We start from the raw sequence: 14,676 nt of genomic DNA, 5'->3' as shown, positions 1-14,676 counted from the left end.
GCCTCAAACTTTGTCTGAAGTACATTATTTAGCAGGCTGCCAACATCGGAAATATTGTCAAAGAAATTGGATACCCCAGTTTCTACCAAGTCAGGCGTAATAGCCTTATAGCCGAGAGTAATGGGTTTAAGCGCATATTTATCCAAGCCTTCGTTAAAACCGAACATCACGCGATTATATCCTTCCCAAGGGTCAATCTCATGAGCATCCGCCAAAACAGCTGGACTCGTCATCATCAACCCCGAAACTAATACCGCTACAAAACGTTTGCTCACGCTTTTATCCTTTTCACTTCAATAAGGCTTCATTGTAGCCCTATCTTTCCAGAAGAAAAATAAAACCTAAAACGAAAAAGGGCCCCCATAGTGGGAGCCCTCTCGTCATAGCTATCTAATAATAAATATTAGAAGTCTACGCGGTAACCAACAGCCAGGCTGTCGTCAGCGCCTTTGTCGTAGTAACCGACAAACGCTTTAGCTGCTTTACCCAGCTTCTGGGAAACTTCCAGAGAGTAACGCTCATCAGCAGCGTTGTCGTCGTCCATGTAGTTCGCTGCGATAGTAGTGTTGTCCATAGTGTATGAACCAGCTACTTCGTAAGCGTCTTCGTTAGCGCCGTTACGCTCATCCTGCTGGAAACGAGCAGCGATGTATGCGCCACCAGTTTTGTAAGATGCAGCGAAAGAGTTAACGCTCTTATCAGTTGTGTTTTCCAGACCGATTGTAGATGCAGCCAGAGTCAGGCCGTCTACAGAGTACTTAACAGCCAGGTTGTAAGCATCAACATCGTCAGTACCAGCAGCGTCGCCACCAGCAATTACAACACCAGCGAAAGTGAAACCGCTCATTGCAGGTGAGATGTATGCAATAGTGTTAGACAGACGGTGCAGACCTGGAGCGTAACCAGTAGAACCAGAGTTATCGCTGTTTACCAGGATATCAGTTGGGAAAACAGTCCAGATTGCGAATGGAGCCCACTGACGACCAGTGTTAACTGTACCGAAGTCACCAGTTACACCCAGGCTAGCCAGACGACCGCCGCCCAGAGCACCAGTTTCAGTGCTTACGAACTGCTCGTACTGGAAGATAGCTTTTGCGCCGGAGAACAGCTCAGAAGAACCTTTGATACCGATACGGGAAGAGTTATCGGTTACGTCCAGGCCAGTGCTGTCGTAGTTGCTCAGGTTGATACGCAGAGAACCGTACAGAGTTGCGTCAGCTTGAGCAGCGATTGGAGCAGTCAGAGCACCAGCTACCGCCAGAGCGATAATAGATTTTTTCATCAACATTTCCCCTTCAATTTTCAACATACTAGTAGTGAATTTAGTGTTTTTGTTTTTCTTTGCGCGCCTTATGACTGGCACGTCTAGAAAATACTACAAATCTTTTTTCATTCAAATAAATTTTAGCGCCATTCATGGCGCTGATTAATCTATTTGAATAATCATATCTTTATCTCATCTGAATAAGGTATCTACCAGCAACTCTCTGATCGCTAATTGGTAAATACTGACTTACTCAGACGGGTATGTTTACCCAAATTTTTCGCATTACAGCATACCCTTAACACTACTGCAACCATCTAGACCCTACTAATTGCATACAACAAAGGTCGACCATTGACCTGAGTCAAACCAGTACTTTCTGCCACTGCTGGCGTATTCTTTTGTCAGATACGGGGTATTCAGTGCCCAGCTGCTGGGCAAAAAGAGATACTCGGTATTCCTCCAGCATCCACCTAAAGTGCTGGAGTTCAGGATCAGCAACGCCGTTCTTCTTATGTTGTTCCACACGACTTTGGTACCCCGCCCAGTAGGCTCCTAACTGATCACTCAGCAGGCGTTCCTGATTAAGGTTACGACGAAATTTTTCCAACCGTTGACCAATCGCTTTCAGGTAACGAGGGTAATTTTGCAACCTCCGCCAGCTATGATTAGATATATATGTACTATCAATCAAAGCACCTAGCTGCATTTTTATATCATTCAACACAGCCACTTCAGCAAGGTCCATTCGTCCCTTAAGTTGTTTCTGAATTTCGTGGTAATGTTTATGACATTCGAAAACAAATCGAGCGACGATAACAGCCTGATCAACCAGCTGCGAACGACTGTTTTCCAGGCGCTGTTTAAAGTCCTGTTCATTCCTCGGTAACGATTCATCTAATCCCATTAAGTAACGAACCGCTTGCTGTATACACTGATCCTGCAGAGACCGTTTATCCAGCACCTTTCCTACAAGCATGACACTACGGTCAACGTCCGGCAGCTGCTTACGCGCGTAACGAACCTGTTCGGTCAATGCCATAATGGCCAGTCGTACGATACCCATTATGGACAGAGCATCCGCATCCGCTTTATGCGTCACGACGGAAAGAGACACCGTATCGCCTTTATCAACCATTGCAGGATAAGCTTCGACTTCTATGCCTCCCGCCTGACGAAGACGGATGCTCTCCTGTAATTCACCAAAATCCCATTTTGTAATCCCGTCGCGGCCCCACTTTTCTCCAGGCCCGCGCTTCAGAGCTGCCGAGACTTTATCTGCAAATTGATGCTGTAGGTTTTGTAGATCTCGTGATTCACCCTGAACCTTACCTTTCTCACTCAGCACCTGCAGATTAACCTGAAAATGCTTTTCCAGCTGCACTGCTCGAAGCGCCTCAGGATCAACCGCGACACCGGTCCTGCGCTTCAGCTGCAGTGCCAGCGCTTCATACAGATCTCCTTCGCCAAAACTGATCTGCTCCAACGCAGCGTCGACATAATCGGGAATCGGCACGAAATTCTTGCGAATCTGCTTCGGCAATCCTTTCATAATGGCAATACACTTATCCCGCAACATGCCGGGGACCAGCCACTCAAGACGGGTCGTGGGCAACTGATTTAACAGCGCCATGGGTGTACTTAAGGTAACGCCATCATCCTTGGCCCCCGGTTCAAAGTGATAAGCCAACTTCAGCTTAATTCCGTCCATCGGCAGATGATCAGGATATTGTCCGGCTGAGACATGATCGGTTGAGCGCTGAAGCAGGTCTTCTTCCTTCATCAGCAACGCATCGGGTTGCTCCTGCTCGACCTTGTTTCGCCAATGTTCAAAACCCGCACCATTAACGACACCCTCTCCACCAAGCTCTTCCATACGTGCATGATAGAACTGATAAAGCGACTCCTCGTCCACCAGCAGATCTCGACGACGAGATTTCGCTTCCAGAGCTTCGATACCTTCCAACAGTGCTCGGTTATGCGCGAGAAACTTCCCTTTAGTGACAAACGCGCCTTCAACCAATGCCTGACGAATAAAAATTTCGTGTGACTGCTCTGGCTCAATTTTACCGTAATGGATAGTTCGCTTTGGAATGATGATCAGGCCATAAAGCGTCACCTGCTCCAAAGCAACAACTTGTGCACGCTTTTTCTCCCAGTGTGGCTCAAGGTAGCTGCGTTTAACCAGATGTTTGGCCAATGCTTCCGCCCATTCTGGTTCAATGCGGGCAACCATCCGCGCATATAGCTTGGAGGTTTCCACCAGCTCTGCGGCCATAATCCACTTAGGGGATTTCTTAAACAGCATCGATCCGGGAAAGATGTGAAACTTTTTGTTCCTTGATCCCAGATACTCTTTGTTTTCCTGCTTGAAGCCCATCTGACTTAACAAGCCAGAGAGCAGAGACTTATGAATCGACGCGTAGTCTGATTCGTCTTTATTTTCCTTATATCCCAATTGCTTACAGATCAAATGAAGCTGACGATGGATATCCCGCCACTCCCGCATTCGCATGTAAGAAAGGAACTGTTTCTGACAAAATTTTCGCAGCTGATTCTGACTCAGTTCCTGACGCTGCTCTTCATACAGATCCCACAGATTAACGAGGGTAATGAAATCAGACTCTTCACTGGCAAATGCACGATGCCGTTCATCCGCAGCCTGTTTTTTCTCGATTGGACGCTCTCGTGGATCCTGCACGCTGAGTGCGCTGGCGATCACCATCACTTCACGTAGACAGTTCTGCTTCACGGCTTCCAGCAACATACGGCCAATCCGTGGATCAACCGGCAGTTTACTTAAGTTACGCCCCTGCGGTGTCATCTTCCGCTTGTCATCGACCGCCCCAAGCTCATGCAGCAATTTGAAACCATCGTTGATAAAACGAATATCCGGCGGATCAATAAACGGAAACTCGGATATATCTCCCAGACGCAGATTCAACATCTGTAGAATAACGGCGGCAAGATTTGTCCGACGGATCTCTGCGTCCGTAAACTCTGGGCGAGAGATAAAATCATCTTCAGAATAGAGTCGTATGCACGTACCCGCTGCAACACGACCACACCGTCCCTTACGCTGATTCGCGCTGGCCTGCGACACTGGCTCAATCGGCAGTCTCTGTACCTTAGAGCGATAGCTATATCGACTAATACGGGCAAAGCCGGGATCGATAACATAACGAATACCTGGAACGGTCAGGGAAGTTTCAGCAACGTTTGTCGCCAATACAATTCGCCGCCCTGCAGATCGTCCGGTATGAAAGATTTTATTCTGCTCCGCCACGCTCAAGCGCGCATAGAGCGGCAGTATCTCGGTATTACGCAGCTGAGCTTTACGCAGGAAATCGGCCGTTTCCCGAATTTCCCGTTCACCGCTCATAAACACCAGAATGTCACCGGGTGACGAAACACCCTTTTCACGCTCAAGCTGTGAAAGTTCATCAACCGCACTCAGAATGCCCTGCGGCTGATCCGCGTCACTGCCCGCCTCGCCCAGCGGACGATAAAGCACATCAACGGGATAAGTACGCCCCGACACCTCGATCACCGGTGCATTGTCGAAATGCTTGGAAAAACGTTCCAGATCGATTGTCGCCGACGTAATGATCACTTTCAGATCAGGGCGTTTTGGCAGTACACGTTTCAGATAACCGAGAAGAAAGTCGATATTGAGGCTGCGCTCATGGGCCTCATCGATAATCAGGACTTCGTACTTTTCCAGAAAACGGTCATTCTGCGTTTCCGCCAGCAGAATACCATCGGTCATCAGCTTAACCATCGACTGATCGGATACCTGATCCGTAAAGCGGACCTGATAACCCACCACTTTACCGACTTCGGTCTGCAACTCCTCCGCGATACGACCTGCTACCGCACGCGCTGCAAGCCGACGAGGCTGGGTATGCCCTATAAGCCCCCGCGCGCCCAAACCCAGCTCCAGACAGATTTTAGGAAGCTGGGTGGTTTTACCCGATCCGGTTTCACCTGCAACCACCACCACCTGATGATCACGAATCGCGTCCTGAATCTCCTCACGGCGTGAAGATACCGGCAGATCCGGATAATTGATGGTACCTATCCGCGATCGCTTGTCCGCTACGGATTGTATCGATTCCGTCACAGATTCTGCTATCTGATCCAGCATACGATCCACAGGCTGATTTTTACTCACACGCTGTTCCACTTGTTGCAGACGGCGTTTGAAGTGATGAAGGTCGGCGATACGGCAGTCATTAAACTGCTGACGGAGCTGCTTGAGCTTAGATTTCACGATGGGGACTTGTTTATTAGATTCAGAAAATGGACGAAGCGGCCCATTATACGGCAGAGTGAACCGATACGGCAGGAGAAGTTAAATTGGAACAGATTAGGTGTGTTGAAGAACAGATTATAAGTGGCGTCTTTTCTTAGTTTGCTTGCTGATCTCTTCTTCGCGAATCTGGCGACGAATCACTTTACCGACATTCGTTTTCGGCAATGCTGCACGAAATTCCACCAGCTTAGGCACCTTGTATGAGGTCAGACGTTCACGACAATACTCACGCACAGCCTTGACGGTCAGGCGCCGATTACGGCTGACGACAAACAGCTTGATCACCTCACCCAACTCATCATCAGGCACCCCCACCACCGCACATTCCAGCACATCCGGATGACAGGCGATCAAATTTTCCACCTCACTGGGGTACACATCAAAACCTGCCGTTTTGATCACTTCAATTTTGCGATCAATGACCTCAATATATCCCTCATCACTGAGCGTCCCCATATCCCCTGTCACCAACCAGCCATCTTCGCGCAAGGTTTTACGCGTCAGCTCAGGTTGACGCCAGTATCCCGCCATCAGCTGCGGCCCCCGCACCCAAATTTCACCCACCTCACCGGGATGTAATGACTCACCTTCCGTACCGACCACTTTAACCTCCGTCAGCGGCACCGGTGGCCCAACAGTATCATCACGGCGCTTTTCATTCGGCGGATGAACGGCAACCACAGGCGAGCATTCGGTCAAACCATAGCCCTCCTGAATAGGGCAGCCGGTGACCTCTGTCCACAAACCTTCCGTGAAACGGGTGAGCGACATAGCACCCGAAACAGTCACTTTCAGGTTACTGAAATCCAAACCACAAAAATCCTGATTTTGGCAAAGATCCACAAACAAGGTATTGAGACCGGAGAACAGGGTAAAGCGCCAGCGGGAGATCTCCTTCACAAACCCTTCGGTATCCCGTGGATTGATAATCAGCACAACATGCGCGCCGTTCTCCAGCATCAATAGACCGTTCAACACAAAGGAATAGATGTGATAGAGCGGCAAGGGTGCGATAGCAATCTCTTCTTCCGGCACGCAGACCTGATTCATCACGGTTTTAAGCTGAGTAATATTGGCCAGCACACTGTGATGAGTCAGCATCACGCCTTTTGATATCCCCGTCACACCACCGGTGTACTGCAGAAAAGCCAATTGATGACGTTCAATCTCAACGGGACGGTAGGGATGTTTCTGCCCTTTGTTCAGGCACGACTTAAATGAGACAGCCTTAGGAATTTTGTAACGCGGTACGATTTTCCGAATATGGCGGGCTTGCAGGTTGATCCAGACGGACTTTGGAAAGGGGTGCAGATCCGCCAACTGGGTGACGATCACTTCTCGGATATCGGTATCAGGCAGTACCTGCTCGACGAGATAAGCACTGTTGGCCAGTGTCACAACCGCTTTCACGCCCGCATCCACAAACTGATGCTTCAGCTCATCACGATCATAAAGTGGGTTAGTATTCACCACCACTAGACCCGCCTTCAATGCACCAAACACGGCCACCGGAAATTGCAGCAGATTCGGCAGGTGGATCGCAATGCGATCACCAGGACGTAGATGGGGAGAGCGTTGTAACCAGCTGGCAAAATGACTCGCATGCTCATTTAACGCCGCGTAAGTCAGTGTGCCACCCTGACAGGAGAAGGCCGATGCATCTGCGTAACGCTGACAACAAGTCTCAAACCAGCGTACAAGATTGGGATACTTTTCAATATCCGCTCTTAATGCATCGTCATCTATCATATCTGTCCTCAGTGGCTTCGGTCAGACTGGAATACCGTCCGCGAAGGTGATCATTTCACCCGGTTCCAGCTTCGTCCACACCTCATTTTCAGTCAGCGGCACGGTAGTAATCACCGTCACGATATCGTTGGGTGTAGTCTCTTTATAGAAATCCACCGTCAGCTCACAATCCGTCAGTGATGCTTCACCAAAAGGTGCTTTACGCGTTATCCAGGCCAGCTTGCTACTGCAATAGGCAAACAACCAGGTCGATTCCGTGAGCAGCATATTAAATACGCCCAATTCACGGAGCTGATCACAGCGCTCGCGAATAAACGTTTGCAACGCAACCAGATCATCAGGGCGTTCAGGAAACGCATCCCGAATCTGTCCCAACAGCCAACAAAATGCATATTCGCTATCGGTTGTACCCACCGGATGATAATGCGTCAGCGGCAGATCAAATAACGCTTTATCCAGCTGACCGTTATGGGCAAACGTCCAGATAAACCCCCAAAGTTCGCGGGTAAATGGATGTGTATTGGCAAGATTCACTTCGCCTACATTGGCCTGACGAATATGACTGATCACCACATTACTTTTGATCGGATGCTCTTTGATCAAGTTAGCAATTTGAGAATCCACGCTCGGCTCCGGGTCATGAAAACTCCGCAACCCTTTGCCTTCATAGAAAGCGATGCCCCAACCATCACGGTGCGGTCCTGTGCCACCACCCCGCTGCATCAAGCCACTGAAACTGAAACAAATATCAGTTGGCACATTGGCACTCATGCCAAGTAATTCACACATACTCGTGCTTTAACCCTTTTTTTTCGAAACTACTTTTTCAGCCGGTGCCTCTATAGCCTCGACCACCGGCAGCGCCTCCAGTGCTTTATCGACTGCGGCCTGCTCCCAGTTTTTGCGCTCACCTACAAAGTTACCACGCGCATTAATCGACATCTGTTTACTTGTGACGGTTGCCTGCACTTTTCCGTCTGCTTCAATGTGCAACTCATCACAAATCACATCACCTTCCAACAAGCCACTGACATTAATATGGCGCGCCCGGATAAGACCGCGGACATGACCTGACTTACCGATTGAGATGTTGTCGATCGAACTGATGGTGCCATCGAAACTACCATCAATATGCATTTTGCCTGTCACTTTCATTTCACCGCTGAACTTATTGCCTTCTGCGACGATGGTTGTTCCTGCCCGACCCTGCTTTGATTCAGAGGATACATTTCTTTTAATGAGGCCCATTTCACATCCTTTACTTTACTGAAGAGTGAATCAAAATCAGACATACTCCAAGCGAGAAACGGTGCTGGATCCAACGGTGTAAACAAGTGCCGCACCTCATAATGCAGATGCGGACCGGTAGAGATACCCGTGTTACCGCTGTAGCCGATCAACTGTCCTTTACGCACAAATTCACGGTTTCCAACCTTCACCCTATTCAGGTGCCCGTAGTACGTTTTAAAACCAAAATTATGTAACAGAATGATTAACTTACCGTAACCACTCTGTTTATGGTATCCGGCGTATTCCACCACTGCATCCGCGGTCGCATAGATCGGCGTACCGATACTCGCCTTAAAATCAATTCCGTTGTGATTATGACGCTTTTTTAACACAGGATGCATTCGCGAACCAAAACGCGCCGTAATGCGCGGGCTCTGCATCGGCATCCCATTCGGGATCATGTGCAGAAAGTAGAGACGTTTACTCGCCATCACCTGAAGCTCTTCCGCACGTGCCTCCGTCATCGTATCTGAGACAGGTAGGCCCAGAAGCTGTTCCAGCCCTTCAAGTGATTGATCCAGTGATTGATTGAGTGCGCCCATACGAACGTTCTCTTCTTCTAATTGAGCTTTCTGGCTCATCAAAGAATTGAGCGTATCGGAGAGTTCGTCCATCTCTGATTTATAGAGCTGCTGGGAACCCAGCATCAGTTCGTAATCCTGACTCAGCTGTTCATGATCAATCGCCAGCTCTTCCAGGTCTTCACTGGTTTTCAGCAACAACGGATTGGATATAAAAAAACTGACCGCCGCCAATAATACGAACACAACCAATGCATAGCGGGCCAGCTGACTCAAAAAGAACTGCCGCGATCCATGCACGGTTGTCAGGGTCACAACTAATCTGTTTTTCAAACCAATATCCAACCTGAAACCACAACCAAAAGCAGAGCCAAATATACTCCTTTAGAGTGACATTGTCATAACCCGACAATGTCACGGCAAGACGCATTCAGGACTCAGACATTGGTCTATTTACGACCAATTGCTTAAGTCCATCGTATAGCGGCGTCACATAGGAGTGATACAGTGGAAGCATTCCTGAACAGGAAATAGCCACCCAGGGAAGCAATAACCGGTGGCTCACTATAAGAAGAAATAATAACGACAACGAAGAAGGATGCAGAATGAGCAATCGAGACATTGTAGTTCTTAGTGGCGTACGTACCGCAATCGGTGGATTTGGCGGCAGTCTTAAGAGCAAAACCCCGGGCGAATTGGGGGCAGCCTGTGTTGAAGAAGCAGTAAAACGTTCCGGCGCAGCACCGGAAGATTTCGGTCACGCCGTATTTGGTAACGTGGTTCATACCGAACGTCAGGATATGTACGTCAGCCGTGCAGCAGCCGTCAACGGTGGCCTTCCACACGAAACACCCGCTGTTACCGTTAACCGCTTGTGCGGTAGTGGCCTACAGGCCATCATCACTGCCGCACAACAGATCGAAACAGATCAGTGCGACGCTGCCGTTGCCGGTGGTACCGAAGTGATGAGCCGTGCCCAGTACTGGATGCCAAGCGCCCGTTTCGGTCAGCGTATGGGTGATGGCAAGATTATTGATGCGATGGTCGGTGCCCTAACCTGTCCGTTTGATGATACGCACATGGGTATCACAGCAGAAAACGTTGCAGATAAATGGGATATCAGCCGCGAAGATCAGGACGCACTGGCAGTCACGAGCCACAATCGCGCAGAAGCGGCGATTAAAGAAGGCCGTTTTAAAGACCAGATTCTGCCAATCGAAATCACTGAGCGCCGTAAAACCGTTGTGTTTGATACAGACGAACACACCCGTCACGGACTGACTCAGGCTGATCTGACCAAAATGCGCCCAGCATTCAAAAAAGACGGATCTGTCACTGCGGGTAACGCATCCGGCATCAACGATGCGGCCGCCGCAGTCACATTGATGGCCGCTGACGTGGCTGAAGCTAAAGGCCTGAAACCAATGGCACGTCTGGCGGGTTACAGCTTCGCTGGCGTAGAACCTAAATATATGGGTATTGGTCCTGTCCCAGCGGTACGTAAGTTGCTGGACAAAGCTGGTTTGGGTGTGGGTGATATCGACGTTTGGGAAGTAAACGAAGCATTCGCCGCTCAAGCACTGGCCGTGTGCCGTGATCTGGAATTGCCGATGGATAAAGTAAACGTCAACGGTTCCGGTATCTCTCTGGGGCACCCGATTGGTGCAACTGGCGCAATCATTACCGTCAAAGCACTGTATGAACTACAGCGTACGGGTGGCCGTTATGCTGTTGTGACGATGTGTATTGGTGGTGGTCAGGGTATCGCCGCGTTGTTCGAGCGCGTTTAAATACCCTTAGCTGCCGTAAGCTCACACGCTTACGGCAGGTCATATCACCCCGGCCCATTTCCCCTGCCGGGGTGGTATCTTCTAGTCTCTTCCTACTTATACGTTACACGCCTTTCATCACCAAACATCCAGTGCATGAACCTTGCGCTTGAACTAAACTGATCCGGACATTCACGGACAATCAGGCGGTGACAGATGCATCCGCTATTTCACTACTTCACACCTGAATTTCATCAGGAAGATCTGCCAAGCCTCTGGCAGGAACTATGCGACCACTACACCGCTGACGAAAAGCTGATGGTCGCAGAACTCCAACAATTAGTGCCAGACACGCCCGGCGCCGCCAATTTGGCCGCGACGTGGCTGACAACCCTACGCGAACAACCCACCAGCAAATTTGATCTGCACAGCCTCCTGAGCCAGTTCAGTCTTAATTCCGATGAGGGGTTAGCATTGATGTCGATGGCAGAAGCACTGCTGCGTATCCCTGATGCGGAGACCGCTTACGCACTGGTTGAAGACAAACTGGATTCCGCAGATTGGGAGCAAGCACTGGGTAGCAGTGAAAGCACGCTCTTCAATACATCCATCTGGGGTATTGCGATGGGGCAGCGGCTGGTATCGCAGGACAGCAGTCCGTCAGGCCTTTACGCATCCGTACGACGGCGTTTAGGACGGCCCGCTTTACTGCAGGCGATGAAACTGATCATGCGCTCACTCGGTGAGAACTTTGTGTTCGCCGAGAATATTCAAGATGCCTGTGATAAACGTTGCGACTATGACCCTGAACTCAGCCAGTTTTCCTTCGATATGTTGGGAGAAGCGGCCGTCAGCGGTCAGGATGCCGAACATTACTTCAATGCTTACCTGAATGCGATTGAGACCGTTGGCCTACAAAACAGTGCAGCCGATACAACTATTTCGATCAAACTGTCCGCCCTTCATCCACGTTTCGAAAACCTGAAAAACCGCCGCGTTTTTCAGGAACTGACTGACCGCTTACTGCAACTGATCGTCGCTGCCCGTGCCGTGGATGTGGGCATCACTCTGGATGCAGAAGAAGCCGATCGACTGGAACTCAGCCTCAATCTATTCAAGGAATTACTGCGTACCGATCTGGTCATTGGCTGGGGCAAGCTGGGGCTGGCTGTACAAGCGTATGGTAAACGTGCCCTGCCGACCCTTGCGTGGCTGGAACATCTCGGTCGAGAACTGGATACACCAATACCGGTGCGCTTGGTCAAAGGCGCATACTGGGATGCTGAGATTAAACAGGCCCAGCAACAGGGGCTCGAGGACTATCCGGTATATACCCTCAAAGCGAGTACCGATATCGCCTATCTGGTCTGCGCACGTTTCTTACTGTCGGAACAGTGCCACTCGCTGGTACCTGAATTTGCTACCCACAATGCATTAACCGCGGCTCAGCTGTTGGAAATTCCTGGCAATAAGCCGATTCAGTTCCAGCGACTCCATGGCATGGGTGATGGCCTGTATCAACAAATTTGCCGAGAACAGCGCCTACCTTGTCGTATCTATGCACCCGTAGGGGATCATCGTGAACTACTGCCCTATCTGGTGCGGCGCCTACTGGAAAATGGGGCAAATAGCTCCTTTGTCTTCAAAGCGAATAATCGCAGCATTCCCATTAACAGCCTGTTAAAAAGCCCCGTCGAACGCCTGAAACAAACCAGTGCGCTGCGCAACCCTCGCATACCACTCCCCGGGGATATCTACGCCAATACACGTCGTAATGCTGAGGGTTTCAACTACGGCTCAAGTCAGGCGCTATTAGCGCTACGGAATGAGCTGGATCGTTTTGAACAAAATACCTGGCATGCCACACCCTTGATATCCGGTGAACGCCATCAAGGGACTGAAAGCACAGCAATCTATTGCCCCCACGATATTGAAAAGCAGATCGGGATATTGGACACCGCCACACCAGATCAGATCAAACAGGCGTTCACTGATGCCTGTCGCTCATGGCCCTCATGGCGGGATACTCCCGTCTCGGAGCGTGCAAACGTCTTAACCCGTTATGCAAACCTGCTCGAAGAAAACCGTGTTGAACTGATCCAGCTGTGTATGTATGAAGCAGGTAAAACCCTGCGTGATGCAATTGATGAGATCAGAGAGGCCATCGATTTCTGTCACTACTATGCCGCTCAGGCCATGAGTCAACTCAACAGCCGCGAACTGATCTCTGTCACCGGCGAAAGTAACGAGCTACAACTGAAAGGCCGCGGGGTATTCCTCTGCATCAGTCCATGGAATTTCCCGTTAGCCATCTTTACCGGGCAGGTTGCCGCCGCACTCGTCACCGGCAATGCGGTGCTGGCTAAGCCCTCCAGCAAAACCTCATTAATTGCGTGCCGTGCCACTGAACTCTGGCTTGAAGCCGGTTTACCGGCCACCGTATTGCAGCTGATCCCCTACAGTGGTGCGGAACTCAGCGACCTGTTGCTAAAAGACTACCGCCTGGCAGGCGTGGTATTTACCGGCTCCAGTGCCACCGCATCAGATCTGTTCGCCACCCTTGCCCAACGGTTAGGGGCACCGCTACCGGTGATGATTGCAGAAACCGGTGGCCTCAACGCCATGATTGCCGACAGTACCGCACTGCCTGAACAAATCGTAAAGGATGTTGTGCGCTCTGCATTTGCCAGTGCAGGACAGCGCTGTTCAGCACTTAGGGTTCTATATCTGCAGGAAGAGATTGCCGATGCCGTCACCGAGAAACTGATTGGGGCAACTCAGGAGTTAAAGTTGGGGGACCCACACCGGTTTGATGTGGATGTAGGCCCCATCATCGACCAGCCTGCGATGGATGAACTGCACCAGCATATTGAGTTGGCACGTTCTCAGGGAAGGCTACTGTATGAGCTTCCGGTGGGCACCGAACATGACCCCGGCTACTTTGTACCACCCACGATTATACGCTTGCATACCATGGATGAGCTGGTGGGAGAGACCTTTGGCCCGATATTACATATTGTACGTTTCCCTGCTGAACGTCTGATGCAAGTGGTTGAGGAGATCAATCGCTCTGGCTACGGTCTGACGCTGGGTATTCATTCGCGTAACAGTCAAACTATCCACCACATTGTCGACATCGCCCAAGTGGGCAATATCTATGTGAATCGCGACCAGATCGGCGCTGTCGTGGGTTCGCAGCCGTTTGGCGGGATGAATCTGTCCGGTACAGGACCCAAAGCAGGTGGCCCTCACTATCTGCAACGCTTTGTGCAGGAAAAAACGATTACTCAAAACAGCACTGCCTGTGGCGGGAATCGGCAACTGCTAATGGATGCAGACGGAGACTGAAGCTTAAAAACGCAAATAGAAAAGGCGCTATGGAAAGCGCCTTCTTAACTTCAGGGAAAACAATAACTAATTAGAACGTCAGGCTTCGCTGACCTCTTCCGCATTGGCTTCAGCCTGTTTGATGCGATAGCACGGCGTGTATTCTTTGTAATTTAGTTTCATGCGCCGCTGATCAACAAAGGAGGTCAACAACTGATCCAGCTCAGCCATCATCTCCGGTTCACCTTCAATCTCAAACGGACCATGCTTTTCAATCGCACGGATTCCCGGCTCCTTCACGTTACCTGCCACAATACCTGACAACGCACAGCGTAAATTAGCGGCTAGCTCAAAGCTGGTCAGTCCCTTGTGCAACTGTAACTGAGACATATTGTCATGAGTCGGTTCAAACGGTTCCTGAAACTCCTGAGGGATATGCAG

The 14,676-nt window shown here is 50.1% G+C and carries 10 protein-coding genes; 2 read left to right on the top strand and 8 right to left on the bottom strand.

Annotation, left to right across the window (positions count from 1 at the left end):
- From ABYW01_RS04115 to ABYW01_RS04085, 7 genes are all read right to left on the bottom strand, one after another.
- Positions 1–275, bottom strand: a 275-nt coding sequence (locus tag ABYW01_RS04115) for an MlaA family lipoprotein (RefSeq protein ID WP_372831259.1), incomplete at its 3' end; no start/stop codon positions are given.
- Between the two features lie 128 nt (positions 276–403).
- Entirely contained in the window at positions 404–1,282 is an 879-nt protein-coding gene (locus tag ABYW01_RS04110; protein ID WP_372831258.1) for a porin, read from the bottom strand.
- 346 nt (positions 1,283–1,628) lie between these two features.
- Positions 1,629–5,537, bottom strand: a complete 3,909-nt coding sequence (hrpA, locus tag ABYW01_RS04105; protein ID WP_372831257.1) for an ATP-dependent RNA helicase HrpA — start codon at positions 5,535–5,537, stop codon at positions 1,629–1,631.
- Positions 5,538–5,654: 117 nt separating this feature from the next.
- A complete protein-coding gene (locus ABYW01_RS04100) occupies positions 5,655–7,328 on the bottom strand; it encodes an AMP-binding protein (protein ID WP_372831256.1) in 1,674 nt (557 codons plus the stop codon).
- A gap of 21 nt (positions 7,329–7,349) precedes the next feature.
- Positions 7,350–8,117: a class II glutamine amidotransferase gene (locus ABYW01_RS04095; RefSeq protein ID WP_372831255.1), complete on the bottom strand. Its 768-nt coding sequence runs from the start codon at positions 8,115–8,117 to the stop codon at positions 7,350–7,352.
- A 9-nt stretch (positions 8,118–8,126) separates the two neighbouring features.
- Positions 8,127–8,483 (bottom strand): polymer-forming cytoskeletal protein, encoded by a 357-nt coding sequence (locus ABYW01_RS04090; RefSeq protein WP_372831254.1) that lies wholly within the window; start codon positions 8,481–8,483, stop codon positions 8,127–8,129.
- The gene (locus ABYW01_RS04085; RefSeq protein ID WP_372831253.1) at positions 8,480–9,472 is read right to left on the bottom strand and encodes a M23 family metallopeptidase; all 993 of its coding nucleotides are present in this window, start codon (positions 9,470–9,472) and stop codon (positions 8,480–8,482) included. Before ABYW01_RS04085 ends, ABYW01_RS04090 begins: the two co-directional genes overlap by 4 nt.
- 272 nt (positions 9,473–9,744) lie before the next feature.
- On the opposite strand from ABYW01_RS04085, the gene ABYW01_RS04080 reads away from it, so the two are divergent.
- Both ABYW01_RS04080 and putA read left to right on the top strand, forming a co-directional pair.
- The gene (locus ABYW01_RS04080; RefSeq protein WP_372831252.1) at positions 9,745–10,929 is read left to right on the top strand and encodes an acetyl-CoA C-acyltransferase family protein; all 1,185 of its coding nucleotides are present in this window, start codon (positions 9,745–9,747) and stop codon (positions 10,927–10,929) included.
- A 195-nt stretch (positions 10,930–11,124) separates the two neighbouring features.
- The gene (gene putA / locus ABYW01_RS04075) at positions 11,125–14,256 is read left to right on the top strand and encodes a bifunctional proline dehydrogenase/L-glutamate gamma-semialdehyde dehydrogenase PutA (RefSeq protein WP_372831251.1); all 3,132 of its coding nucleotides are present in this window, start codon (positions 11,125–11,127) and stop codon (positions 14,254–14,256) included.
- Between the two features lie 78 nt (positions 14,257–14,334).
- Here the strand turns inward: putA and ABYW01_RS04070 are convergent.
- The coding region (locus ABYW01_RS04070; protein WP_372831250.1) for a pyrimidine/purine nucleotide monophosphate nucleosidase domain-containing protein at positions 14,335–14,676 on the bottom strand (342 nt) is incomplete at its 5' end.

It is taken from the genome of Pontibacterium sp., assembly GCF_041587635.1.
In the GTDB taxonomy this organism is placed as follows: Bacteria; Pseudomonadota; Gammaproteobacteria; order Pseudomonadales; family Balneatricaceae; genus Pontibacterium.
The sequence above is the reverse complement of the archived record's forward strand: the minus strand, read 5'-3'. Positions and strand labels throughout refer to the sequence as shown.

Coding starts and splice junctions, on each gene's coding strand:
- ABYW01_RS04095 (WP_372831255.1), bottom strand. CDS start 8,117: ATGTGTGAATTACTTGGCATGAGTGCCAATGTGCCAACTGATATTTGT.
- ABYW01_RS04090 (WP_372831254.1), bottom strand. CDS start 8,483: ATGAAAGTGACAGGCAAAATGCATATTGATGGTAGTTTCGATGGCACC.
- ABYW01_RS04110 (WP_372831258.1), bottom strand. CDS start 1,282: ATGAAAAAATCTATTATCGCTCTGGCGGTAGCTGGTGCTCTGACTGCT.
- ABYW01_RS04100 (WP_372831256.1), bottom strand. CDS start 7,328: ATGATAGATGACGATGCATTAAGAGCGGATATTGAAAAGTATCCCAAT.
- putA (WP_372831251.1), top strand. CDS start 11,125: ATGCATCCGCTATTTCACTACTTCACACCTGAATTTCATCAGGAAGAT.
- ABYW01_RS04080 (WP_372831252.1), top strand. CDS start 9,745: ATGAGCAATCGAGACATTGTAGTTCTTAGTGGCGTACGTACCGCAATC.